Annotated in this window: 27 protein-coding genes; 23 read left to right on the plus strand and 4 right to left on the minus strand. The window is 40.3% G+C overall.

Annotation, left to right across the window (positions count from 1 at the left end; all coding sequences use genetic code 11):
* The first annotated feature begins 17 nt into the window (after positions 1-17).
* The 7 genes from hisB (at position 18) to AC4HAJ_RS03930 (ending at position 4,285) form a co-directional block, all read left to right on the plus strand.
* Positions 18-602 carry an imidazoleglycerol-phosphate dehydratase HisB gene (gene hisB, locus AC4HAJ_RS03900; RefSeq protein WP_491078852.1) on the plus strand — a complete coding sequence of 195 codons (585 nt, stop codon included), beginning with the start codon at positions 18-20 and terminating at the stop codon, positions 600-602.
* Between the two features lie 29 nt (positions 603-631).
* Complete coding sequence (gene hisH / locus AC4HAJ_RS03905) at positions 632-1,240, plus strand: imidazole glycerol phosphate synthase subunit HisH (protein ID WP_491078853.1); 609 nt, start codon at positions 632-634, stop codon at positions 1,238-1,240.
* A gap of 132 nt (positions 1,241-1,372) precedes the next feature.
* Complete coding sequence (hisA, locus tag AC4HAJ_RS03910) at positions 1,373-2,092, plus strand: 1-(5-phosphoribosyl)-5-[(5-phosphoribosylamino)methylideneamino]imidazole-4-carboxamide isomerase (protein WP_491078854.1); 720 nt, start codon at positions 1,373-1,375, stop codon at positions 2,090-2,092.
* Position 2,093: 1 nt separating this feature from the next.
* Positions 2,094-2,852 carry an imidazole glycerol phosphate synthase subunit HisF gene (gene hisF / locus AC4HAJ_RS03915; RefSeq protein ID WP_491078855.1) on the plus strand — a complete coding sequence of 253 codons (759 nt, stop codon included), beginning with the start codon at positions 2,094-2,096 and terminating at the stop codon, positions 2,850-2,852.
* Positions 2,849-3,184, plus strand: coding sequence for a phosphoribosyl-AMP cyclohydrolase (hisI, locus tag AC4HAJ_RS03920; RefSeq protein ID WP_491078856.1), 336 nt, complete (start codon positions 2,849-2,851; stop codon positions 3,182-3,184). Before hisF ends, hisI begins: the two co-directional genes overlap by 4 nt.
* 18 nt (positions 3,185-3,202) lie before the next feature.
* Positions 3,203-3,517, plus strand: a complete 315-nt coding sequence (gene hisE / locus AC4HAJ_RS03925; protein ID WP_491078857.1) for a phosphoribosyl-ATP diphosphatase — start codon at positions 3,203-3,205, stop codon at positions 3,515-3,517.
* A gap of 30 nt (positions 3,518-3,547) precedes the next feature.
* A complete protein-coding gene (locus tag AC4HAJ_RS03930; RefSeq protein ID WP_491078858.1) occupies positions 3,548-4,285 on the plus strand; it encodes a PHP domain-containing protein in 738 nt (245 codons plus the stop codon).
* A gap of 183 nt (positions 4,286-4,468) precedes the next feature.
* Here AC4HAJ_RS03930 and AC4HAJ_RS03935 read toward each other — a convergent pair whose 3' ends face one another.
* Positions 4,469-4,645, minus strand: a complete 177-nt coding sequence (locus tag AC4HAJ_RS03935) for a DUF3042 family protein (protein ID WP_491078859.1) — start codon at positions 4,643-4,645, stop codon at positions 4,469-4,471.
* A 70-nt stretch (positions 4,646-4,715) separates the two neighbouring features.
* Between AC4HAJ_RS03935 and miaA the strand changes: the two genes are divergently transcribed.
* The 3 genes from miaA (at position 4,716) to AC4HAJ_RS03950 (ending at position 8,222) form a co-directional block, all read left to right on the plus strand.
* Positions 4,716-5,606, plus strand: a complete 891-nt coding sequence (gene miaA, locus AC4HAJ_RS03940; RefSeq protein ID WP_491078860.1) for a tRNA (adenosine(37)-N6)-dimethylallyltransferase MiaA — start codon at positions 4,716-4,718, stop codon at positions 5,604-5,606.
* A 62-nt stretch (positions 5,607-5,668) separates the two neighbouring features.
* Positions 5,669-7,798 (plus strand): Tex family protein, encoded by a 2,130-nt coding sequence (locus AC4HAJ_RS03945; protein ID WP_491078861.1) that lies wholly within the window; start codon positions 5,669-5,671, stop codon positions 7,796-7,798.
* Positions 7,788-8,222, plus strand: coding sequence for a SprT family protein (locus AC4HAJ_RS03950; protein ID WP_491078862.1), 435 nt, complete (start codon positions 7,788-7,790; stop codon positions 8,220-8,222). The genes AC4HAJ_RS03945 and AC4HAJ_RS03950 overlap by 11 nt, the downstream gene beginning before the upstream one ends.
* Positions 8,223-8,314: 92 nt before the next feature.
* On the opposite strand, the gene AC4HAJ_RS03955 is transcribed toward AC4HAJ_RS03950, so the two are convergent.
* Entirely contained in the window at positions 8,315-8,569 is a 255-nt protein-coding gene (locus AC4HAJ_RS03955) for a PspC domain-containing protein (protein WP_491078863.1), read from the minus strand.
* 224 nt (positions 8,570-8,793) lie between these two features.
* On the opposite strand from AC4HAJ_RS03955, the gene hprK reads away from it, so the two are divergent.
* Genes hprK through AC4HAJ_RS03975 form a run of 4 tightly spaced genes read left to right on the plus strand, consistent with a single transcriptional unit; the run spans position 8,794 to position 11,388 of the window.
* A complete protein-coding gene (gene hprK / locus AC4HAJ_RS03960) occupies positions 8,794-9,723 on the plus strand; it encodes an HPr(Ser) kinase/phosphatase (RefSeq protein ID WP_491078864.1) in 930 nt (309 codons plus the stop codon).
* Positions 9,723-10,538, plus strand: a complete 816-nt coding sequence (gene lgt / locus AC4HAJ_RS03965; RefSeq protein WP_491078865.1) for a prolipoprotein diacylglyceryl transferase — start codon at positions 9,723-9,725, stop codon at positions 10,536-10,538. Before hprK ends, lgt begins: the two co-directional genes overlap by 1 nt.
* Positions 10,539-10,541: 3 nt before the next feature.
* Positions 10,542-10,934 carry a DUF948 domain-containing protein gene (locus AC4HAJ_RS03970; RefSeq protein WP_491078866.1) on the plus strand — a complete coding sequence of 131 codons (393 nt, stop codon included), beginning with the start codon at positions 10,542-10,544 and terminating at the stop codon, positions 10,932-10,934.
* A 4-nt stretch (positions 10,935-10,938) separates the two neighbouring features.
* Positions 10,939-11,388: a YtxH domain-containing protein gene (locus tag AC4HAJ_RS03975; protein WP_491078867.1), complete on the plus strand. Its 450-nt coding sequence runs from the start codon at positions 10,939-10,941 to the stop codon at positions 11,386-11,388.
* 35 nt (positions 11,389-11,423) lie between these two features.
* On the opposite strand, the gene AC4HAJ_RS03980 is transcribed toward AC4HAJ_RS03975, so the two are convergent.
* Positions 11,424-11,723: a DUF3270 family protein gene (locus tag AC4HAJ_RS03980; RefSeq protein WP_491078868.1), complete on the minus strand. Its 300-nt coding sequence runs from the start codon at positions 11,721-11,723 to the stop codon at positions 11,424-11,426.
* Between the two features lie 244 nt (positions 11,724-11,967).
* Here AC4HAJ_RS03980 and AC4HAJ_RS03985 point away from each other — a divergent pair, with 244 nt between their 5' ends.
* The 9 genes from AC4HAJ_RS03985 to AC4HAJ_RS04025 all read left to right on the plus strand — a co-directional run bounded on the left by AC4HAJ_RS03985 (position 11,968) and on the right by AC4HAJ_RS04025 (position 21,603).
* Positions 11,968-12,897 carry a peptidase U32 family protein gene (locus tag AC4HAJ_RS03985; protein WP_491078869.1) on the plus strand — a complete coding sequence of 310 codons (930 nt, stop codon included), beginning with the start codon at positions 11,968-11,970 and terminating at the stop codon, positions 12,895-12,897.
* 13 nt (positions 12,898-12,910) lie between these two features.
* Entirely contained in the window at positions 12,911-13,651 is a 741-nt protein-coding gene (locus AC4HAJ_RS03990) for a lysophospholipid acyltransferase family protein (RefSeq protein ID WP_491078870.1), read from the plus strand.
* Between the two features lie 186 nt (positions 13,652-13,837).
* Positions 13,838-14,482 carry a helix-hairpin-helix domain-containing protein gene (locus tag AC4HAJ_RS03995; protein ID WP_491078871.1) on the plus strand — a complete coding sequence of 215 codons (645 nt, stop codon included), beginning with the start codon at positions 13,838-13,840 and terminating at the stop codon, positions 14,480-14,482.
* On the plus strand, positions 14,479-16,716 hold the full coding sequence (locus tag AC4HAJ_RS04000; RefSeq protein ID WP_491078872.1) for a DNA internalization-related competence protein ComEC/Rec2: 2,238 nt from the start codon (positions 14,479-14,481) through the stop codon (positions 16,714-16,716). Before AC4HAJ_RS03995 ends, AC4HAJ_RS04000 begins: the two co-directional genes overlap by 4 nt.
* A gap of 93 nt (positions 16,717-16,809) precedes the next feature.
* Complete coding sequence (locus AC4HAJ_RS04005) at positions 16,810-17,565, plus strand: DUF805 domain-containing protein (protein WP_491078873.1); 756 nt, start codon at positions 16,810-16,812, stop codon at positions 17,563-17,565.
* 134 nt (positions 17,566-17,699) lie between these two features.
* Complete coding sequence (holA, locus tag AC4HAJ_RS04010) at positions 17,700-18,749, plus strand: DNA polymerase III subunit delta (protein ID WP_491078874.1); 1,050 nt, start codon at positions 17,700-17,702, stop codon at positions 18,747-18,749.
* 100 nt (positions 18,750-18,849) lie between these two features.
* Positions 18,850-19,455 carry a superoxide dismutase SodA gene (gene sodA, locus AC4HAJ_RS04015; RefSeq protein ID WP_491078875.1) on the plus strand — a complete coding sequence of 202 codons (606 nt, stop codon included), beginning with the start codon at positions 18,850-18,852 and terminating at the stop codon, positions 19,453-19,455.
* A gap of 188 nt (positions 19,456-19,643) precedes the next feature.
* The gene (locus tag AC4HAJ_RS04020; protein WP_491078876.1) at positions 19,644-20,681 is read left to right on the plus strand and encodes a serine hydrolase; all 1,038 of its coding nucleotides are present in this window, start codon (positions 19,644-19,646) and stop codon (positions 20,679-20,681) included.
* A gap of 88 nt (positions 20,682-20,769) precedes the next feature.
* Positions 20,770-21,603: a hypothetical protein gene (locus AC4HAJ_RS04025; RefSeq protein WP_491078965.1), complete on the plus strand. Its 834-nt coding sequence runs from the start codon at positions 20,770-20,772 to the stop codon at positions 21,601-21,603.
* A 335-nt stretch (positions 21,604-21,938) separates the two neighbouring features.
* On the opposite strand, the gene queA is transcribed toward AC4HAJ_RS04025, so the two are convergent.
* Positions 21,939-22,967 carry a tRNA preQ1(34) S-adenosylmethionine ribosyltransferase-isomerase QueA gene (gene queA, locus AC4HAJ_RS04030; RefSeq protein WP_491078966.1) on the minus strand — a complete coding sequence of 343 codons (1,029 nt, stop codon included), beginning with the start codon at positions 22,965-22,967 and terminating at the stop codon, positions 21,939-21,941.
* Between the last annotated feature and the right edge of the window lie 57 nt (positions 22,968-23,024).

Raw genomic sequence — 23,024 nt, forward strand, 5'->3', positions numbered from 1 at the left:
GATAGAAAGAGGACTGTATGAGACAAGCCAGTATTGAACGCAATACCTTAGAAACAAAAATTAAATTGAATCTCAACTTAGACACCCAAGAACCAGTTGCCATTGATACAGGAGTTGGCTTTTTTGATCACATGCTGACCTTGTTTGCCCGCCACAGCCGCATAGCGCTAGAGATCAAGGCAGATGGTGATCTTTATGTCGACAGTCATCACACGGTTGAAGATGTTGGTATCGTTCTTGGTCAAGCTATCAAGGAAGCTCTTGGAGACAAGAAAGGTATCAATCGTTACGGTACGAGTTTCGTACCCATGGACGAGACCTTGGGGATGGCAAGTTTGGATCTATCTGGACGTAGTTACTTGGTCTTTGATTGTGAATTTGACAATCCTCGGTTGGGGAATTTTGATACAGAATTAGTAGAGGAATTTTTCCAAGCCCTAGCTTTCAATCTTCAGATGAATCTGCACCTTAAGATTCTCCATGGGAAAAATACTCATCACAAGTCAGAAAGTCTCTTCAAAGCGACTGGTCGTGCTCTACGTGAAGCCATTACGATTAACCCGGATATTCATGGGGTGAATTCAACTAAAGGCATGCTCTAAATTTTTGTAACGGATAAAATGGGGGTCTTATGAAGATAATTGTTATTGACTATGATGCAGGTAATACAGCTAATGTTCTTCGAGCCCTGCATAAATTGGGGATAGAAGCAGAACTGTCAGCAGATTTCAAAAAAATTCTAGCAGCAGATGGCTTGATTTTGCCGGGAGTCGGAGCTTATCCGACTGCTATGGCCGAGCTGGAAAAGCGAGGTCTGGTAACGGCTATCAGTAAAGCGGTAACCAAAGGAACCCCCTTATTGGGGATCTGTCTGGGCATGCAAATTTTGACAGAAAGAGGCTTGGAGCACAATGAAACCAAGGGATTAGGTTTTATTCCAGGTGTTTGTCGAGCAATCCCTGCCAACCAGGCAAGACCGGTTCCGCATATGGGTTGGAACGAATTAACTCTCAGACAGGAAAACGCCATGACTAAAGGGCTTGGGAATCAGGCCGTCTATTTTGTTCATAGTTACTATACAGATGTACCTGAACAATACATTGATGTCACGGCTGATTATGGTCTGGATATTCCTGCCATGATCCACAAGGATAGGGTATTTGGTGTCCAATTTCACCCGGAGAAGTCAGGAGATGTGGGCTTAGGGATTCTTGAAAAATTCGTGAGCCTGTGTAACTGATGGAAATAAACTATAGAAAGGACTTGAGTTCGAGCTAAAAACTTGGAGTTTAGATAAGTCGTCTAAGGAATGAGGATTCCTTGCCGCTTTCCTAAAATTCCCTCGCTTTTAGACGCTCTCACATCTTATATTATGCAAATTCTACCAGCAATTGATATTAGAGATGGAAAAGCTGTCCGTCTGTTCAAAGGAGACTTTAATCATCAGACAGTCGTTAATCCGAATGTGCTTGAACAAGCTCAGATTTTTAAAAAGGCAGGGATACAATTCATACATGTAGTGGATCTGGATGGTGCTTTGGAGGGTCGTGCAACTAATCGTGATTTAATTGCCAAAATCAAGGACACTTCTGGCCTAAGAGTTGAAGTCGGTGGTGGGATACGCACTGTGGAGCAGATCGAAGATTATCTTTCAGTTGGAATTGATCGTATCATCATCGGCTCTATGGCAGTCAAGGATCCATCTTTTGTCCAAGCAGTTATAGAGCGCTTCGGCCCCGAAAAGATTATTGTCGGTATTGATGCTAAAAAGGGTTTCGTAGCAACAGAGGGCTGGCTTGAAACGAGTACCGTTGACTATCTGACTCTGGCAAAAACTATGGAAAAAATGGGAGTACGCCTCTTTATCTATACAGATGTAGACCGTGACGGAACGCTGACAGGCCCTAATTTAGAGCATTATCGCAACTTAGTCGCTGAGTTGGATCAAGCGCAGATCATCGCATCAGGAGGAATTGCGCAAGCTAGTGATCTCAAGGAGCTTGAGGCTATCGGAGTAGCAGGAACTATTGTGGGGAAAGCCTACTACAATGGTCGTATCAGTCTAGATGAATTAAAGATGTTTGGAGGTTAGTATGCTCAAAAAACGAATTATTCCCTGCCTAGATGTCAAAGATGGCCGTGTCGTCAAGGGCGTTAATTTTGTGAATCTGACGGATGTTGGTGATCCAGTTGATGCAGCACGTGCTTATTACCAAGCCGGTTGTGATGAGTTAGTATTCCTGGATATTACAGCGACACATGAGGAACGCAATACCACCGTTGATATGGTCAGAGCAGTTGCTGATCAGGTCTTTATTCCCTTTACTGTAGGCGGAGGTATCCGATCGGTTGAAGATATGAACAAGATGCTCAAGGCAGGTGCTGATAAGGTAGCTGTTAATTCATCAGCTGTGGCTAATCCTCAACTGATCAGTGACTGTGCTCAAAAATTTGGAAATCAATGCGTCGTGGTGGCAATTGATGCTAGAAAAGAAGCAGATGGCAGTTGGCATGTCTATGTAGCAGGCGGCCGCAAGGATACCGGCAGGGATTTGCTTGACTGGGTCAAAGAAGCAGTCAGTCTCGGGGCGGGGGAAATCCTCTTGACCTCCATGGATAAAGACGGCACAAAATCTGGCTTTGATTTGGACATGCTCAAGGCAGTAGCTGATGCTGTAGAAGTTCCCATCATTGCCTCAGGCGGTGCCGGAAATATTGAACATATAGTAGAGGTTTTTGAACAAACCCCAGCGACTGGTGCCCTAGCAGCCTCAATCTTTCATTTTGGACAGATAAGTCTCGCAGATACCAAAAAAGCCATGTTGGAGCATGGTATCGAGGTAAGATTATGACAGATACTAAACTGGATTTTGCTAAGCAAGATGGGCTGCTCCCTGTCATTGTCACAGATTATCAGACAGGACAAGTGCTCATGTTAGCATATATGAATGAGGAAAGCTACCGACTAACCCTCAAAACCAAGCAGATGCACTATTGGAGTCGCTCGCGTCAGGAAATCTGGCACAAGGGGGCTACATCCGGACATTTCCAATATGTCAAAAACTTAAAGACAGACTGTGATTGCGATACCTTGCTTGCCAGCGTCGAACAAGTCGGTGCAGCCTGCCATACCGGTTCATATTCTTGTTTTTTCAATACGATCTACCAAGACAATCAAGATTAGACTTAAAAGGAGAAGACCATGTTAGAAACACTCTACCAAGAAGCAAAAGACCGCAAGGCTAATCCCAAAGAAGGATCCTATACTAACTACCTTTTTGATAAAGGTCTGGATAAAATCTTGAAAAAGGTCGGTGAAGAGACGACTGAAGTCGTTATCGCAGCTAAAAATACAGATAAAGAAGAAATTGCCAATGAAACAGCGGATCTGCTCTATCATTTAGCCGTTATGCTGGTTGAAACAGAAGTAAAACCAGAAGATGTTGAAGCGGTTCTTAGAGCCCGTCAGGGTAAGACATCCAATGTTCATGACCGCAAGGAAATAACAAATTATTAAGACTCTTAGTCCGAGAGAAAGGAAAACCAGATGCGAGATAATCACCTGCACACTTACTTTTCCTATGATTCAGATGCCAATTTTGAAGATTATCTGGAAAATTATGAAGGTGAAATTGTGACGACTGAGCACTATGACTTATCCAATCCTTACACCGAGCAAGACGATATCCCAGATTATGAAGCCTATAGTTTGAAAATTGACCAGCTCAAACAGATCTATGGAGATCGTATCAAGCGCGGCATCGAGATCGGTTATTACCAGCCTAGAGAAATGGATATTCTAAACTTTTTAGAAAACAAGGAATACGACCTCAAATTGCTATCTATCCATCACAATGGAACTAATGACTACCTAGATGATGAGGTCGCTGATCGTGATAAAAATGAGATTATTCAAGAGTACCTTGATCTCTTAGAAACTGCCATTGGACGAGTAGATGCCCATGTGTTAGCTCATTTTGATTATGGCTTTCGTCTCTTTGAGGTCTCTGTCGATGAGCTGAAAAACTATCAGGACCAGCTTATGCGTATCTTTAAAAAGATGATTGACCGTAATATGGCTTTTGAGCTCAATGCCAAGAGTATGTATCTCTATGAGCATGAAGAACTCTATGACTATGCTCTCACTCTATTGACTCAATTAGGATGTCACACCTATTCTTTAGGATCTGACGGGCACAAATTAGAACACTTTCGCTTGAAATTTGATGCCATCCAAGCCCTTTTAAAAAAGCATGGCATTAAGGATGAGCAAATTTTGGGATAAAATGATAAAGAAAAGGACTGAAATAAATTTTTCAAGTCCTTTTCAACTATTTCTATTCGTCCTGAAATGTTATAGATGCCTCACGGCCTTGTAAAAAGCACCCCACCAAAATCTATTCAGATTTCAGACAGGGTGCTGTCGTTATTTTTTGAATGGCCAAATGGCTCAGTAGATTAGATTGGTCTAGCGTGCGATACGGCGGCGTGCAGCTTTCTTGCGATTTTCCTCGATAAAAGCAATTTTCTTTTCTTCAGGTTCGATGACCTTTTTTTGAACAGCAAATACTGCACCAGCTACAGTAGCTGCAGTACCGATGATACCTGTTGCCAGTCCACGTACGAATGGATGTTTTTTAGCCATAATAAAGCTCTCCTTTTTTCTTATGTTATAATATATACTAGCAAAAATTAGATTTATTTCAAGGAAAAAGATGAAAACAAAAGTAATTGTTATTACTGGGCCAACAGCAGTCGGTAAGACTGCCCTGGGAATTGACTTGGCTCAGATCTTTAATGGAGAGATTATCAGTGGTGATAGTCAGCAGGTTTACCGTAAGCTGGATATTGGAACAGCAAAAGCGACTTTACAAGAGCAGGCTCAAGTGCCTCATCATCTGATTGATGTGCGTGATCCCGATGAGTCCTACTCGGCTTATGATTTTGTACAGGAAGCAAGAGCCGCTATTGAAGATATTCAAGCTAAAGGAAAACTCCCCATCATTGTCGGAGGAACAGGTCTCTACCTCCAGAGTTTGCTAGAGGGCTACCATCTAGGTGGTGAAGTTGATCAAGAAGCTGTTATGGATTATCGTAAAAAGCTCGAATCCCTATCGGATGAAGCGATCTTTTCTCTAATGTCGCAACTAACTGACAAGCCAGAACAGCCTAATCGAAGGCGAATCATCCGGGCGCTGGAGCTCCAAAAGTTTGGAAAGCATTTGAAAAATCAGGCAAGTCCTTATGCGTCTTATATCATCACCTTAAACGATGATCGTCAAAAGCTTTATGAGCGGATCAATCAGCGTGTAGATTCAATGGTAAAAAGCGGACTTCTAGACGAGGCATCCTGGCTCTATGAGACTTATCCAAAATCTCAGGCAGCCCGTGCGATAGGGTATAAGGAATTATTCCCATTTTTTGCAGGGGAAGTGACTTTGCCCGAAGCCATTGATAAGATCAAGCAACATACTCGTCGTTTTGCTAAACGTCAACTAACTTGGTTTAGAAACCGCATGAAGACCCACTTTTATGATATCTCAGAGCCAAATGTTAAGCAAAAAATCACTGAGGAGATCAATAACTTTCTGGCAAAGGAAAGCTAGAAAGTTGTTTGTGAATGCTTCTAGCAAGCGCTTGTTAGATCTTATGGTATAATGAAGGCATTATGGAAAATTCAAATATAAGAGTGATTGCTCAGAATTTGGGCATTAAGATGGATCAGGTTCAATCAGTTTTGAACTTGACCCAAGAAGGCAATACCATTCCATTTATAGCACGTTACCGTAAGGAAATGACAGGCAATCTAGATGAAGTGGTGATCAAATCTATTATTGATACGGACAAGTCTCTGACAGCTTTGTCTGACCGAAAAGAGGCGGTTTTAGCTAAGATTGAGGAGCAGGGGAAACTGACGCCCGAGCTCAAAAAAGCTATTGAGACTGCTGAAAAATTAGCTGAGGTTGAAGAACTCTATCTCCCTTATAAGGAAAAACGCCGAACCAAGGCGACAGTGGCGCGTGAAGCAGGGTTAGCAGAGTTGACTCGTTTACTATTGCAAAATGCCAGCGATCTAGAAGCTAAGGCTGCTAGCATGACTAGCCAGGCCTTTCCAACTGTACAAAAAGCCATATCAGGTGCTGTAGATATTCTTATAGAAGTACTATCAGAGGATAATCGCTTGCGTTCCTGGACCTATAATGAAATCTGGAACTATAGCTCATTGGTATCCATTCTAAAAGACCAAACCCTAGATGAAAAATCAATTTATCAAATTTACTATGATTTTTCTGAAAAGGTAAAGGACATTCAAGGTTACCGAGTTTTAGCGCTCAATCGTGGAGAAAAACAAGGTGTTCTAAAGGTTGGATTTGAGCACAATCTAGACAAGATTATGCGTTTTTATCAAGCACGCTTCAAGGTAAGAAATGCTTATATTGACGAAGCCATCACAAAAACGGCTAAGACGAAAATTATTCCTGCCATGGAGCGTCGAATTCGAACAGAGTTAACCGAAAAAGCAGAGGACGGTGCTATTCAACTTTTCTCCGAAAATCTCCGTCATCTCCTCTTGGTCTCTCCTTTGAAAGGAAAAGTGGTTTTAGGATTTGATCCTGCTTTTCGGACAGGTGCCAAACTAGCTGTAGTGGATGAAACAGGTAAGCTTCTCACGACTCATGTTATCTACCCTGTTCCCCCTGCCAGTCAGGCTAAGATTGCAGCCAGTAAAAAGGAACTTGCGGAGCTTCTTCATAGTTTCAAGGTAGAAATCATTGCTATTGGAAATGGGACTGCCAGCCGTGAAAGTGAAGCTTTTGTCGCAGAAGTGCTTCAAGATTTTCCAGAGGTATCTTATATTATTGTCAATGAGAGTGGAGCTTCTGTTTATTCTGCGTCTGAGCTAGCCCGTCAAGAGTTTCCTGAGTTGACAGTAGAAAAGCGTTCGGCCATCTCCATTGCCCGTCGCTTACAAGATCCTCTGGCTGAGCTAGTGAAAATTGATCCTAAGTCTATTGGTGTTGGTCAATATCAGCATGATGTTAGTCAGAAAAAACTATCTGAGAATTTGGACTTTGTCGTTGAAACTGTGGTGAACCAAGTTGGCGTCAATGTTAATACAGCTAGTCCAGCCTTATTGAGTCACGTCGCTGGACTTAATAAGACAATTTCAGAAAACATTGTCAAATATCGTGAAGAAAATGGGCAACTAACCTCTAGGCAAGAGATTAAAAAAGTCCCCCGTTTAGGGGACAAGGCCTTTGAGCAGTCAGCTGGTTTCTTGCGGATTCCTGATTCCAAAAATATCTTAGACAACACAGGAGTCCACCCAGAGTCTTATCCGGCGGTCAAGGAGCTATTTCAACGTCTTGGAATCGTAGACCTAAATGAAGAAGCTAAGACAAAATTGAGTCATATCGATATTGCCCAGACAGCCAAAGACTTAACTATTGGTCAAGAAACGCTTAAAGATATTATTGCTGATCTACTTAAGCCTGGTCGTGATTTACGTGATGATTTTGAGGCACCAACCCTTCGTCAAGATGTTTTAGATCTCAAGGATCTTAAAATCGGTCAAAAATTGGAAGGAACAGTCCGCAATGTTGTAGACTTTGGAGCTTTCGTAGACGTTGGTGTACATGAGGACGGTCTTATTCATATTTCAGAAATGTCCAAGACCTTTGTCAAACATCCCAGCCAGATCGTTTCAGTCGGTGATATCGTGACAGTCTGGGTTTCTAAAGTTGATGTCGACCACGAAAAACTTAATTTATCATTGGTGGCCCCTCGTGAATCTTAATGACTATGTAAAACGTATTTCAAGGGAAGATTTCGGTCTTCCTTTTAATCATTGGGCTGTTTGGAATCCTCGTCTACGTTCGACTGGAGGCCGCTTTTTTCCAAAGGATGGTCATATTGATTTTAATCCCGCTATGTACGAGGAGTTTGATAAAACTATTTTTCGTGGTATTGTCCGACATGAACTTTGTCATTATCATCTCTATTTTGCAGGTGAAGGTTATAAGCATACTGACACGGATTTCAAACGATTGTTGAAAGAGGTGGAGGGCTTACGCTATGCTCCTAAGAGGCTACAAAGTTATAAGTACCACTATATCTGTCAATCCTGCACCCAGACCTACCAACGTCAGAGAAGAGTCAATACGAATAAATTTCGTTGTGGCAGATGCCAAGGCAAGCTAATCTTGTATAAGGAAGGTTAGTTGAAGGGACAATTTTGTTTTTAAGTTCTAAAAGGGCGACCCAACTGGATCGCCCTTTTAGAACTTAAATAATGGGAAAGAAAATAACATAGTTAGTCAACATCAATAACATCTGCATCTTTGCGACGCCGATGGCTATCCTGATAGTGACTAGTACTCTTAGTATCCTTGTAAGGAAGGAGTATAGCCAGCAAGAGATAGAGAAGGATCGCAAAGCCATCTGTAATAAATGCAAAAATAACATATAAAACACGAACAATAACAATATCCCAGCCAAACTTATCTGCGATACCTGCTAAAACACCACAGATAAGACGACCACGCCGTAATTTATAGAATTCAGTCATAACTTCCGCCTCTCTTGCTAAGCAGTAGTTGAAAAGAAGGTCCTGTTACCCCTACTTTCCTAACTCTATAAGTATTATACTACCTCTAGCAACAAAGGACATCAGCCTCTAGGCTGATTATTTCGTAGACATCTTAAAAAATTTCTTTTTCAGGGGTTCCATGGACATTGAGGCTATAAAAATTGTGTTATAATAAGCCTATTAAAAAAGAAATGAGAGTGCTTATGACAGTTACTGTTGACATGCTAGCTAAGAAAGTTAAGCTAGAAGCTGTTTTTACTAAGCCAGAACATTTAACAAAGGAAATCACCACGTCAGATATTTCTCGTCCAGGTTTAGAGCTGACAGGTTACTTTGATTACTATGCACCTGAGCGTGTCCAGCTTATGGGGATGAAAGAATGGTCTTATATGATGGCCATGACTTCTCATAACCGTTATTCAGTTCTCAAAGCAATCTTTCGCTCCGAAACACCTGCCTTGGTTGTCGCACGTGATCTAGAGATTCCACAGGAGATGCTTAAAGCTGCAGAAGAAGAGGATACTCCCATTTTTCAATCTCATCAAGCGACTTCTAGCATTGCTGGTGAGATGTCCTGGTATCTTAATTCATGCTTAGCAGAACGAACGAGTGTCCATGGTGTTCTGGTTGATATTTACGGTATGGGAGTACTTATCCAAGGTGACTCAGGTATCGGCAAGAGCGAGACTGGATTAGAGCTGGTCAAACGTGGTCACCGTTTGGTTGCAGATGATCGTGTGGATATTTATGCCAAAGACGAAGAGACTTTATGGGGGGAACCAGCTGAGATTTTACGCCATCTGTTAGAAATTCGTGGGGTTGGGATTATCGATATCATGAGCCTCTACGGAGCCAGTGCTGTTAGGAATTCTTCTCAAGTACAGCTCTCTATTTATCTAGAAAATTTTGAGCAAGGTAAGGAATTTGACCGTCTAGGAAATGGCAATGAGGAAATTGAACTGCAAGGAGTTAAAATTCCTAGAGTTCGCATTCCCGTTAAAACTGGTCGTAATGTCTCAGTTGTTATCGAAGCGGCAGCCATGAACCATCGGGCTAAGCAGATGGGCTTTGATGCTACCAAGACCTTTGAGGACCGCCTAACCAATCTGATCACAGAAAATGGTGCTGACTGATGGCAGCTGTTATTGATCCAATCGTTTTTCAATCCGGTCCCATAGCGATTCGCTGGTACAGTATCTGTATTGTAACAGGGATGATTTTAGCAGTCTGGTTGGCTATACGGGAAGCCCCTCGCAAGGGAATGACCTCCGATGATGTTCTGGATTTTATGCTCCTTGCCTTTCCTATCGCCATTTTAGGGGCTCGCCTCTACTATGTTGCCTTTGAATGGCAATATTATCAAAATCACTTTGATGAGGTGTTAGCTACTTGGCAAGGAGGGATTGCTATCTATGGTGCTCTGATAGCAGGAGCTCTGGTTATGCTAATCTTTTCCTGGAAGCGAAAAATCAATGCCTATGATTTTTTAGATATTGCTGCTCCTGGAGTCATGCTGGCCCAGAGTTTTGGCCGCTGGGGGAATTTTTTCAACCAAGAGGCTTACGGACGGGCAGTAGCCCATCTGAATTATCTACCTAAATTTATCCAAGATCAGATGTACATTGACGGCAGTTATCGTCTTCCCACCTTCTTGTACGAATCTTCATGGAACTTACTCGGCTTCCTCCTAATTATGGTAGCTAGACGCCGCCTTAATTTATTAAGACGTGGTGAAGTTGCGTGGTTTTATCTTATTTGGTATGGATCAGGCCGCTTTGTCATTGAAGGATTACGTACAGATAGTTTAATGCTAGGTAGTCTACGCGTCTCCCAATGGCTGTCTCTATTACTCATTTTGCTAGGGCTTAGTTTGACAGTTTATGGTCGAAAAAGTCTAAAACAACCCTTTTATAGTCATCCATCGTCACCAAAAAATATAAAGGAGTAACACATGATCGAAATTTCAGTATTATTGATTGCCTTGGCTTTTATTGCTTTGGTTATCTATCTTATTATTTTTCTTAATAAATTAACTCAAACCTTAGATGATACTAAGCGAACCATTAATGTTTTGACATCAGATCTAGATGTCACCTTGCACCAAACGAATGAATTAGTAGCGAAAGCTAATATTTTAGTTGATGATATCAATGGCAAAGTAGCGACTATTGATCCCCTCTTTGAGGCGGTTGCGGATCTCTCCCTCAGTGTGTCAGATTTAAATACTCAAGCACGTGGTCTAGGAAAGAAAGCAACAAATGTTGGCTCAGGAGCAGCCAAAGTAGGAACAGCTGCAACAGCTCTACGCTTTGCTAGTAAATTATTTAAGAAAAAAAGGAGATAGCGGTATGGGAAAAGTTATTAAAACATTGGTAACAGGAGTAGCTGCAGGAGCAGCTCTAGGCTATGCCTTATCAACTCAAAAAGGTAAGGAAATCAAAGCCAAAAGCATAGAATTAGCCCAAGACTATAAAGAAAACCCTCAAGCCTACCATCATCTGGCCAAGCAAAAATTTGCAGAAGCTGGAGATCTGGCTAGTCATACTTTCCAAAGCTACAAAGAAAAAATTGAAACAGGTGAGCTAACAGCAGATGATCTGGTGGCAGCTGCAAAAGAAAAAGTGCTACAAGCAAGCAGCCTTGCAACAAATCATGCGCAAAATTTAAGGCAAAAAATCACTTCCAAGAAAGATCAAGAAGTCCCATCGCAAGAAGTGGAAACAGCGCTAGAAGAAGCAGATAACAGCGATATTATTATCGACTACGAGGCTGTAAAAAAAGAAGAGACAGATGACTAGATAATAAAAAAAGAAGCCTTTAAAGGCTTCTTTTTTTATTTTTTCATAGATAAGATAAATGTAGCTACCGTAGAAGTGATAGCGACAGACAAGAGAATAGCCAGTGTAAAGGCTACTAAAGTACCGAGACCAAGACTTAAAAAGAGAAAGCTTAGTAGTACTGATGAGATGCAAAAGAGTGTGATACGAGCAAAAAAGAGTAACTCTCTTAATTTAGCACTTTGCGTATCGACTTCGTAAAATTCTTGATAACTAGGTTGATTGGCTTGGTCTTGATGGATATAGCGATCTTGATCGTCTAGTATACGATAATCGCGTTGGCCTTGGGCAGACATATACAAGACTCCTTTCGCTTTAGATTTTAATATCTTAGCCGATTTAGAGGTCAGAAAAGATTATAAAATGTTCTAAGAATGATGCACACCATTCCTTATTTCTGGATAATTCTATCATAAAAATTGAATCCTGTCAGTAGATTTCACAAAATTTGCTAGAATTGAAAGGAAAATTAGATAATTTTAATAATCAAGCTGACGGAGGCCTGATAATTGGGGTAAAATTTGCTATAATAATGACATTATGGAAGACATTATTATAACAGCAACAGCAGACAGTGTACAACAGGCTAAACAATTATTAGAAATCGGCATTGACCGCATTTATATAGGTGAGAAGGCTTTTGGCCTTCGCCTTCCTAAAACATTTTCAGATAAAGAATTACGAGAAATTGCTGATTTGGCACATGCTGCAGGCAAGGAGGTGACCATAGCAGTTAACGCCTTGATGCACCAGGGAATGATGGATGCCCTACCAGAATATTTAGATTTCCTAGAGCAAATTGGTGCTGACTATATCACAGTAGGAGATGCTGGAGTGATCTATATTTGCCAGAGAGACGAGCGTCCCTTTAAGATCATCTACGATGCCTCGACCATGGTAACCTCTAGCCGTCAGATTAACTTTTGGGGTAAGGTTGGTGGTGTTAAGGAAGCTGTATTGGCTCGAGAAATTCCTTCTGCCGAATTATTTGCAATGGCGGAAAATTTGGAAATACCAGCAGAGATCCTTGTCTATGGAGCGAGTGTCATTCATCACTCTAAGCGCCCTTTACTGCAAAATTACTACAACTTTACCCATATAGACGACGAAAAATCTCGTCAACGTGACCTTTTTTTAGCAGAACCAAATGATGGGAATTCTCATTATTCCATCTATGAGGATAATCATGGCACCCATATTTTTGCTAACAACGATATTGATATGATGATGCACTTAGATGAGTTGACAGCGCATGGCTACACTCACTGGAAGTTAGATGGGATTTACTCGCCTGGCGATAATTTTTTAGCTATTGTCAAGTATTTTGTCGAGGCGCGTGATCTCCTCATGGCAGAACAGTGGAGCAAAGAAAAGGCTGAAAATTTTGATAAGGCCATCCATGAGCTCCACCCCATCAATCGAAATCTTGACACAGGGTTCTATGACTTTGATCCTGAGTTAGTGAAATAGGAGGATATTAGAGATGTTTTATGCCTATTTGCGTGGTCTAGTTTCTTTTTTGCTTTGGGTCATCAACGGTAATGCGCATTATCATAATCGTGATAATATCCGCCATGCTAAAGATAACTATATTTTGGTATCTCCTCATCGGACTTTTTGGGATCCTGTTTATTTGGCTTTTGCAACCAAGCCAAAACAATTTATCTTTATGGCCAAAAAAGAACTTTTCAAAAATAGAATTTTTGGCTGGTGGATTCGCATGTGCGGGGCTTTTCCGATCGATCGTGAGAATCCAGGGCAGGAGGCTATCAAGTATCCAGTTAAGATGTTAAAAAATAGCCAACGATCTTTGATTATGTTCCCGAGTGGTAGTCGTCACTCTAATGATGTAAAAGGGGGAGTTGCTGTCATTGCTAAGATGGCCAAAGTTAAGATTCAACCAGCAGTTTACAGCGGTCCTAGATCTTTATCTGGCTTATTGAAGGGTGAGCGGATCGATATGAACTTTGGTCCTGCTATAGATATATCTGATGTTAAACGTCTAAACGATGAAGGGATTGAGACCATCGCTGATCGGATTAACCAGGCCTTTGAACAATTAGATAAGGAAAATGAAATTTATAATAGCCACAAAAAGCTCAATCCCTTGACCTATATTTATCGTCTTCCCTTAGGGATCCTTGCAATAGTATTGATTCTGTTGACGCTCTTATTTAGCTTTTTAGCAAGTTTTATTTGGAATCCAGAAAAGCATCTCAAATAATAGGAGTAGCCTCTGAATCATTTTGGCTTTATCTATGATAAAAAAATTAGGAGCTTGCTCCTAATTTTTTTTATTTTTTACGGATAGATAATTAGAGGATAAGATCTATGAAAAATGAATCTCTATTTTTAAGTTTGGTCTTGCTATTACTGGGTCTGCTGACTCTTATTTTGGGGGTAATTTAAAATGATCAGAGAATGGATTGATTGGTTAAAAGAGCGTAAAATACTTCTAATACTCTTAGGCTTGGTTGTGGTTTTATTAATGGGAATGGCAAGTAATCTTGGTAGCCATAAAAATTCGGAAAGTTTGACAAGTTTGTCTTCTATACCAACAGCGAGTTCTAGTCTAGCTGCTAATTCTAGCAGTAAACAGGGGATGGATATTGTGGTTGATGTTAAAGGAGCAGTAAAGCATGAGGGTGTCTATAAATTACCATCAGAGAGTCGAGTAACAGATGCGATTGCCAAGGCGGGAGGATTTACAAAAGAGGCGGATAAAAGGTCTGTCAATTTAGCTCAAAAATTAGAGGACGAAGCTGTTATTTATGTCGCAAAAATAGGAGAAGAAGTAGCCTTGCCCTCACAAGATCAGTCTGGTTCTCAACATTCAGGAGAACCTGGGAGCAGTAGTGATAAGGAAAAGGTCAATCTAAATACTGCAACAGCACAAGAACTACAGACTATCCCAGGTATCGGGGAAAAACGAGCTCAAGATATCATTAACTATCGAGAAGAAAAGGGTGGCTTCACTCAGGTAGAAGAATTAAAAAATATTTCAGGCATCGGTGATAAAACCTTCGAAAAGATCAAAGATGAGGTAACGGTGTGATAACCAACCTTAAAATTCAGCCGATTTATTTGGCTATTCTAGCTATTGTGACTTGTTATTATATTATAGTGGGTTATCATTTCCTACTGGTTTTAATCATAGGTCTTGTTTGGTTTTTGTTTAGACAGTTATCATTAAAATCAGCTAGTAGGATCCTCATCATTTGGTTCGCTTTTATAGGCGCATGGTATGGCTATCATCACTACAGAATTCAGCATTATCAGACGGCACCAGAAATAGTCAATGATATAAGAATTATTCCAGATACGATTCGTATCAACGGTGATCAGCTTAGTTTTCTTGGACAGACTGGAAATCGACGTTACCAGGTGTATTATCAGTTAGAGAATCGAGAGCAAAAGAACTTTTTTGAAAAATTAGATACCCCTTTAGATTTGCAAATTTCTAGTGAGGTGGAGGAAGCAAGTCCGATTAGAAACTTTAATGGCTTTAATTATCGCTCCTACCTCTATTATCAAGGAATTGACAGGGTAATAACGATTACTCGTATAAATAAGGTCACTCGACCCAAGCGCCTGAGTAATTTTGAACGGTTACACAAATTAAGACGACAGGCGCTTTTATATTGTCAGCAATCTTTTCCAAAACCAATGTCAAACTACATGACGGGTCTCTTACTAGGGGAATTAGATAGCTCTTTTGATTCGATCAAGGAGCAGTACAGAGATCTAGGTATTGTTCATTTGTTCGCCCTTTCAGGGATGCAGGTAGGATTTTTTATCGCCTTATTTCGTAGATCCTTGCTGCGTATAGGATTACGAGACGACTGGGTTGACTATAGCCAAGTGGTTTTTTCAGTTTTTTATGCTGCTATGACAGGATTTGCGGTCTCAGTTATCCGTAGCCTGCTTCAGGCTATGTTCAGGAGATTTAATATTAAAGGACTCAATAATTTATCCTTGAGTATAGGTGTGATGTTTTTCATTCAGCCTTACTTCTTGATGACAGTTGCTGGTGTCCTGACTTATGCTTTTGCTTTTTTGATGGCTATTTTGAACACAAATTATCTGGTAAATTTTTTTGAACAAATTCGTGAAGGCGCTAAATTATCTATGGGAACTTTACCGTTATTAACATTTGTATTCAGTACCTTTCAGCCTTTTTCTATTATCCTAACACTAGTATTTTCCTTATTATTTGATTACGTGCTGTTACCATTATTATTGTCGGCCTTTTTCCTGCGTCCTTTATTATCTATGGATATTTTTAATGGATTATTTGTTTGGTTGGAGAAAATCATTGGTTTCTTATCCTCTTTTTTGATTAAACCGTGGATAATAGGTAAACCAAGCCCATTTATTTTAATAGTTTTGATAGGATTACTGTCTGTTTTATACGAATTATGGTCGAAAAAGTTAGTACGTTGGCTTTTATTATTTTTAGTTGGTCTCGTTTTTATAAGTGTTAAGCACCCTTTAACGAATGAGGTTACTATGATTGATGTAGGACAGGGAGATAGTTTATTGATCAGAGATAGCTGGGGGAAGACCCTTCTAGTTGATACAGGAGGACGACCAGAGCTTAAGAAACAAGAGCCCTGGAGGAAGCGCCAGTTGTCCAGTAATGCTTCTAAAACCCTAATTCCTTATCTAAAGAGCAGAGGAATTTCTCAGTTAGATCAGGTTTTACTAACGCATAGTGACAGTGATCACACAGGAGATATAGATGATTTAGCAAAGGAAATAAAAGTGAAGGAATTTCTAGTAAGTCCAGGTAGTCTTACAGACCATGCGTTTAAAAAGAGACTGGTGCGTTTAAACATTCCTGTTAAAATTTTAAGAGCAGGTGACAGGTTGCCTATCATGGGGAGCCATTTGCAAGTGCTCTCACCTTGGGAAGTGGGAGATGGCAGCAATAATGATTCTGTGGTCCTTTATGGAAAGCTACTAAACCAGCATTTTTTATTGACAGGAGATTTGGAGAAATCAGGCGAGGAAGCCTTGATGGCTCGTTATCCGAATTTACCGGTAGATGTCTTAAAGGTTGCTCATCATGGATCGAAAGGATCCTCTAGTCAGATGTTTTTAAATAAAATATCACCCAAGATTGCATTAATATCTGTAGGTAAGGATAATCGATACCATCACCCAAACCAAGAGACTCTAAAGCGTTTGCAAGCAGTTGGAAGTCATATTTATCGTACAGATCAACAAGGTGCCATTCGTCTTATCGGTTGGCGACAGTGGCGAATTCAAACGGTTAGAAGGGATTAATGGATAAGTATTTTTTAATAGGATTGCTATAAGATTGAATTTAATGGTGAATTATGCTATTCTATGAACATCTATTTTATTTAGGAGATCATTATGTTTACAGCTTATTCTCAATATTGGAAGAACATGTTGGACTTTAAAAGTCGATCAAAACGCTCGGAATTTTGGTGGCCATTTTTAATCATTAGTATTTTCCGAATTAGTTTTTATCTAATGCTATTGCTTTCATTGCTGTTACCATTCTTCAGAAGACAAGAAGAGTTGAAAGAGGCTGCTCTTTCAGATGAAGGTCTAACTATATGGTCTAATTTGTCCCCAGGCATTATTTTTGTGATAGTGGTTTGGGTTCTATTAGAACTTGCCCATATTTTACCTGGTCTTACAGTGGCTATTCGTCGCCTCAAAGATGCCGCTTTTCATTGGACTTTTAGCTTTTTATTTGTGGCTTCCTACATTTGCGGTCTCGTGGCAGTTCTTACTCCATCAGCCGCTTTGCTATGGTTTATCCTTGCGGGTATTGCTATGGCACCGGCAGTAGTTCTCTGCGCTTTTCCAAGCCGTGAAAAAGCGGTGAAGCCAGCTGTTCCTACTTATGTACAAGCTCAACCTCAAGTGACTCCAGTAATGCCAAATGGCACAATGGCAGCACCTGGTGCTAGGCCGTTAGCGCCAACGCAAGCAATGCCCCAACAGCAACCTATGCAGCCTCAGGGACAACCTTCCTTTGCTCAACCGCAAGCTGCTGCTCAACCTTCTCAGTTCCAAGGAATGCCTCAACAAGCAGTTCCTCAGCCAATGGATCCAGTAGCAGGGATGCCACAAAATCCACAAAATCCACCGCAAGGGTAGGATATCGGTAATCTTTAATACTGTTTGTAAGTTTTAAAAGACTGAAATAAATGAGAAAAGCTTAGCCAAAGGCTAAGCTTTTTTTATTGATGCTATAGGGGAAAACCTGTGTAGAAATATGCTATAATGGCAACATGATAGCAATTGAAGAAGTAGCAGCAATAACCAAGGAAAAACTTCCTCCGATTACACTGGTTAGTGGAGAGGATTTAGGACAGTACAGTCAGATAAAACAACGATTGTTTGAAAGTATTGGTTTTGATAATAGTGATCTGACTTATTCTTATTTTGATTTTCCAGAATCTAGCTTTGCTGATGCCCAGATGGACTTAGAAAGCTTACCTTTTTTTTCGGATGAAAAAGTTGTTATTTTAGATAATTTAGCGGATTTAACGACGGCAAAAAAATCTTATCTGAATGATAAGGAGCTACAGCAGCTAGAAGATTATTTATTAAACCCTGTAGCAACAACACGGCTGATCATATTTGCACCTGGAAAGCTAGATGGCAAACGGCGGATTGTTAAATTACTTAAACGAGATGCTAAAATCTTGGAAGCCAAAGAGCTGAAGGAAGCGGAAATCAAGACTTACTTTCAAAAAGTTGCCCACACTCAAGGATTAAGGTTTGAATCACAGGCTTTTGAACAACTACTGATAAAATCTAACTTTGATTTTAGTGATATTCAAAAAAATCTTTTATTTTTAAAGGGCTACAAATCGGATGATCTGGTTAGCTTAGAAGATGTAGTAACGGCTATTCCTAAAACGTTGCAAGATAATATTTTTGATTTGACCCAATTCATACTAAATGGTCGTGTTGAGGAAGCTAGGGAATTGGTGCGTGATCTAAGAATGCAGGGAGAAGACGATATTAAACTATTGGCTATAATGGTCGGACAGTTTCGTCTCTTTCTCCAAGTAAAAATACTATTTCATGAAGGCCGAAACGAGTCCAGTATGCTTACTATCTTATCCGATATACAAGGAAGAAGGATGAATCCTTATCAACTCAGGTTTGCTATCCGAGATAGTAGAAATCTCTCCCTTTCTTTTTTAAAAAAAGCGCTGCAGTTACTCATTCAGACCGACTATGATATCAAACAAGGTAGGTTTGATAAAGATTACTTATTTGATCTAGCTCTTTTAAAATTAGTATCTTGGCAGCAAGCAGTAGATGCTTAATGCTTATCCAGACCTAAGGTATAGGACTAATTCCTTGAAAATTAAGGTGCTTTTCTATAAAATAAGCCTATATATTAGAAAAAAGAAAGAGGTAATCCTTATGGCTATTACTCTACCAGATCTTCCGTATGCTTATGATGCATTGGAGCCATATATCGACGCTGAAACAATGACTCTACACCATGATAAGCACCACGCCACTTACGTTGCTAATGTCAATGCTGCTTTAGAAAAACACCCTGAAATTGGTGAGGATCTTGAGTCCCTCTTAACTGATGTTGAGTCAATTCCAGCCGACATTCGCCAAGCGGTTATCAACAATGGTGGCGGTCATCTTAACCACGCTCTTTTCTGGGAATTGATGTCTCCAGAAAAAACAGAAATTACTTCAGAAGTAGCTGAAGCTATTAATCAGACTTTCGGTTCATTTGAAGCCTTTAAAGAGGCCTTCACAACAGCAGCAACAACACGATTTGGTTCTGGATGGGCTTGGTTGGTTGTTAATGCAGAAGGCAATCTTGAAGTAACTTCTACCGCTAATCAAGATACGCCAATCATGCAGGGTCAAAAGCCAATCTTAGGATTGGATGTTTGGGAACATGCTTACTATCTTAGCTACCGTAATGTTCGTCCAAACTACATCAAGGCTTTCTTTGAAGTCATCAACTGGAATAAGGTTGCTGAACTTTACGCAGCTGCTAAATAATATATTGTTTAAAGCACTCAGGTGCTTTTTCTTTTGTCCTTATTTGTTCAAGTTGCAAAGGGCATCCATCTCATAATAAGATCTTACTCAGACACCTAATTGTAATCATATTTTAAAAAAAATGAAAAAAATAGGCCGTAAGTCTTGAAAAATAGCTAATTTAACTTAAAATAGATATGAGGTAAATTATGTCTAACAAACTTACAATTATTTTGAGTATTATTTTAGCGATTGTCCTTGGATTTCTGGGCAGTTTTTATTTGCAGGATGGAATTGAAACAACTCAGCAAAAACAAGAACTTCAAGCAAATAAGCAAAAGCAGAGAACTGAAAATAAAGTTGTACCGAGGAATAAGTCCGCTAAGGAAAAGCAAGCGGTCATGGAAGCAGATGCTCCAGAGATGGATGCTCTTGGACTTCGTTATGACTATGCCAAACTCAGTTTAGTTGATACGGTAAAAGCTTTTATGACTGAGCAAGGGATTGATGAAAGTCAAGTTGCCTTTTCTTACAAAAATCCTAAGACTAATGAGTCCTTTTCAATGAACGATACTGAGCTGATGACGGCTGGTTCTACCTATAAGCTCCCTTTAAACATGTTGGTTGTTGATGCTGTGGATAAGGGACAGTTTACTTATGAGCAAGAGTTTGACATTACCAAGTTGAACTATGAATATCAAGGCGAGCACGACGCCTATGTTGCTAATTACGGCGGTGCCATGACAATACCTGAGATGCAGTATGGCTCCTTGGTTGTCTCAGAAAATACCCCAGCTTACGGTCTGGCCTCTATTCTTGGAGGGCGTAAGAAGGCTTACAGCCAATTTGATCACTATGGTAAATCTAAGAATAAACAAGTACCTGCCTTTGAAACCAAAGGCAATAAAACAACAACCAGCTACTACATTCAGCTGCTTGATTACCTTTATAAACATCAAAAAAAATATAAGGATGTCCTTAAGTTTATAGGAGAATCCTTCCCAGATGAATACTATAAAACCTTCTTGCCATCTGATTTGACCATTTATCAAAAACCGGGTTATGTTGGAGAGGCCTTGAATGTGGATGCAATCGTTATGGAGAAGAGTCCCTATCTAGTGGCTATCTATACCCGCTATCTAGGAGGATCAACTGAGGAAACAACAGAAGTCAATTCTTATGGTTACAATCAACTAGCTATGCTGACTTATGTCATTAATGAGTGGCACCGTGTCAATATGAACTAGCTCCAATTTCCAGTTTCAAGATGATTTTAGATATGCTATAATAGGGTCACTGTCTTACTTAAAAGTCTATTGGATCATGAAGGAGAAAATAATGACATCTTACCGCGATGCTCAACTGGAAGATATCAAAAATAGAATGTATACCTACCTCACAGTTGTAAGAAATTGGTTCTTGATTTTTCTTATCTTATTCCTAACAGCTTTAGCTTACTGGTGGTTTAATCCTCACAATATCATGGGAGCTGCTTTTAGCTTCACAGCGCTGTTGCCCTTAGCAGCTTTAGGCGTTCAATATGCCAGAGAAAATAATATCTATCGTCAGGAAGCTCCCGCTATCTTGACAGAAGAATTGGATATCGAAACCTATCAAGAAGTCTTAGAAGAAGAAACCCTGGTAACCACTAGGTTCCAAACCAACTGGGATCGTATTATTATTCGCCGTGCTCAATTAGCTTGGCTCAAAGGTGACTTCAAAAAAGCTAGAGAATTTCTAGAAATGATCGCACCTCTCAAGGTGAGAGTATCTGCTAAAGAGCGCACAAGCCTGCTGTTGACTTATTACTTGGTTGACTTTGCTACCAAGGTTTTTGAAGGTGAAGAAGCGAAGAAAGAAATGACCCTGTCTGCTATTAATGATCTGGTCGTCCAAAACGATCAAGAAGAAAAGGAGAAGGCCTTCACAGCTGCAATTATTGAGGCTCTGTCTGCTATTTTGGTCGATCAAGAAGTCCAAGATGATTTAGAGAATCTATCTCCAAGTCATGAATTGGACCAATTACTTCTCGACTACCTGCAAGCAGAAAATGCCTCTCTAAATCACAAAAAAGATGAAGCCAAGAAATTCTATAAGAAAGTAGCCCAAGCCAATAGTTCCCTTTATATGGTTAAAGAAGCTAAGCAGGCAATTAAAAAAATTAAGTAAAAAGAGAGTGGGATGAAAATCAATAAACCGTGAGCACATCACGGTTTTGATTTTCATCGCTCTTTTATTTCTAGTCTCAGGTCTCTGCCGCTTTTCTATTTTTCGGTGACAGGCTTTGGCAGTCTATCCCAGACTGCCAAAAGCCACTGGACTGTTTAAGGAGACGCCTAAAAATAGAAACGCCCCTCGAGATAAAGACTGTCAATCTAGTGAAACCTGGAATAATATTAACGAGTCTGGATTTTATTCCAGACTCCTTTCTCTTTATTTTACAAAATAGTAGCTTTTTGCCGATAACACGATTGCTGGAGTGAAGCTAGAACGAAAGAGAGGACTTATTTTACGAACATAGCATCGCCAAAGCTAAAGAAGCGGTAGCCCTGCTCAATAGCATGCTTGTAAGACTCAAGGACAAATTCTCGTCCAGCAAAAGCTGATACGAGCATCACCAGTGTTGATTTTGGAAGGTGAAAATTAGTAGAAAAGGCATCGACGACTTTGAAGGTGTAACCGGGTTTGATAAAGATGTTGGTCCAACCTGAGTCGGCTTGAATCTCACCACCAAATTTATTACCGATGGTTTCTAAGGTCCGGATAGATGTCGTTCCAACAGCCACTATACGTCCTCCAGCTTTCTTGGTGTCACGTAGGACCTGAGCAGCTTCTTCTGAGAGACTATAGAATTCAGAGTGCATATCATGCTCTTCGATATTATCAACAGAGACAGGTCGAAAAGTTCCTAGCCCAACATGCAAGGTGAGATAAAGCAGTTTCACACCCTTATCTTCAATTTTTTTCAAGAGCTCCTTGGTAAAATGAAGTCCAGCTGTTGGAGCAGCAGCAGATCCATTTTCTTTAGCATAAACGGTCTGGTAGCGCTCACGATCGTCCAATTTTTCATGAATATAAGGAGGTAGTGGCATTTCTCCTAAACTTTCTAAGACTTCAAGGAAAATACCATCATAATGAAATTCAACAACGCGACCACCATGCTCAAGCTCTTGAGTAATAGTAGCTTTCAGTCTGCCATCACCAAAGCTGACAGTGCTACCAAGGCGAAGTCGTTTCGCAGGTTTTGCTAGCACTTCCCACTGATCTCCATCGATATTTTTAAGTAAGAGGAATTCCACATGGCCGTGAGTTTCAGGCTTTTCTCCGTAGAGACGAGCTGGAAGGACACGGGTGTTATTCATGACTAAGGCGTCACCAGGATTTAGCTCGTCAATAATATGATCAAAGTAGCTATCCACCATCGTATGCTTTTCCTTGTCGATAACCAGTAATCTAGAGTGATCTCGCTCTTTTAAGGGTGTTTGGGCAATGAGCTCTTCAGGAAGGTTAAAATCAAAATCATTAGTATTCATCTGTGTCATAGTTCTCCTTTATTTAGCATTCTCATTATACCATGACTCCTAGAATCA

It is taken from the genome of Streptococcus sp. ALY_211 (assembly GCF_058314555.1).

Coding starts and splice junctions, on each gene's coding strand:
- AC4HAJ_RS03955 (WP_491078863.1), bottom strand. CDS start 8,569: ATGACTGAATTCTATAAATTACGGCGTGGTCGTCTTATCTGTGGTGTT.
- hprK (WP_491078864.1), top strand. CDS start 8,794: ATGACAGTTACTGTTGACATGCTAGCTAAGAAAGTTAAGCTAGAAGCT.
- AC4HAJ_RS03945 (WP_491078861.1), top strand. CDS start 5,669: ATGGAAAATTCAAATATAAGAGTGATTGCTCAGAATTTGGGCATTAAG.
- hisA (WP_491078854.1), top strand. CDS start 1,373: ATGCAAATTCTACCAGCAATTGATATTAGAGATGGAAAAGCTGTCCGT.
- AC4HAJ_RS03930 (WP_491078858.1), top strand. CDS start 3,548: ATGCGAGATAATCACCTGCACACTTACTTTTCCTATGATTCAGATGCC.
- miaA (WP_491078860.1), top strand. CDS start 4,716: ATGAAAACAAAAGTAATTGTTATTACTGGGCCAACAGCAGTCGGTAAG.
- hisH (WP_491078853.1), top strand. CDS start 632: ATGAAGATAATTGTTATTGACTATGATGCAGGTAATACAGCTAATGTT.
- AC4HAJ_RS03995 (WP_491078871.1), top strand. CDS start 13,838: ATGATCAGAGAATGGATTGATTGGTTAAAAGAGCGTAAAATACTTCTA.
- hisB (WP_491078852.1), top strand. CDS start 18: ATGAGACAAGCCAGTATTGAACGCAATACCTTAGAAACAAAAATTAAA.
- hisF (WP_491078855.1), top strand. CDS start 2,094: ATGCTCAAAAAACGAATTATTCCCTGCCTAGATGTCAAAGATGGCCGT.
- holA (WP_491078874.1), top strand. CDS start 17,700: ATGATAGCAATTGAAGAAGTAGCAGCAATAACCAAGGAAAAACTTCCT.
- AC4HAJ_RS03990 (WP_491078870.1), top strand. CDS start 12,911: ATGTTTTATGCCTATTTGCGTGGTCTAGTTTCTTTTTTGCTTTGGGTC.
- lgt (WP_491078865.1), top strand. CDS start 9,723: ATGGCAGCTGTTATTGATCCAATCGTTTTTCAATCCGGTCCCATAGCG.
- queA (WP_491078966.1), bottom strand. CDS start 22,967: ATGAATACTAATGATTTTGATTTTAACCTTCCTGAAGAGCTCATTGCC.
- AC4HAJ_RS03980 (WP_491078868.1), bottom strand. CDS start 11,723: ATGTCTGCCCAAGGCCAACGCGATTATCGTATACTAGACGATCAAGAT.
- AC4HAJ_RS04020 (WP_491078876.1), top strand. CDS start 19,644: ATGTCTAACAAACTTACAATTATTTTGAGTATTATTTTAGCGATTGTC.
- sodA (WP_491078875.1), top strand. CDS start 18,850: ATGGCTATTACTCTACCAGATCTTCCGTATGCTTATGATGCATTGGAG.
- hisE (WP_491078857.1), top strand. CDS start 3,203: ATGTTAGAAACACTCTACCAAGAAGCAAAAGACCGCAAGGCTAATCCC.
- AC4HAJ_RS03970 (WP_491078866.1), top strand. CDS start 10,542: ATGATCGAAATTTCAGTATTATTGATTGCCTTGGCTTTTATTGCTTTG.
- AC4HAJ_RS04005 (WP_491078873.1), top strand. CDS start 16,810: ATGTTTACAGCTTATTCTCAATATTGGAAGAACATGTTGGACTTTAAA.
- hisI (WP_491078856.1), top strand. CDS start 2,849: ATGACAGATACTAAACTGGATTTTGCTAAGCAAGATGGGCTGCTCCCT.
- AC4HAJ_RS03985 (WP_491078869.1), top strand. CDS start 11,968: ATGGAAGACATTATTATAACAGCAACAGCAGACAGTGTACAACAGGCT.
- AC4HAJ_RS03975 (WP_491078867.1), top strand. CDS start 10,939: ATGGGAAAAGTTATTAAAACATTGGTAACAGGAGTAGCTGCAGGAGCA.
- AC4HAJ_RS03935 (WP_491078859.1), bottom strand. CDS start 4,645: ATGGCTAAAAAACATCCATTCGTACGTGGACTGGCAACAGGTATCATC.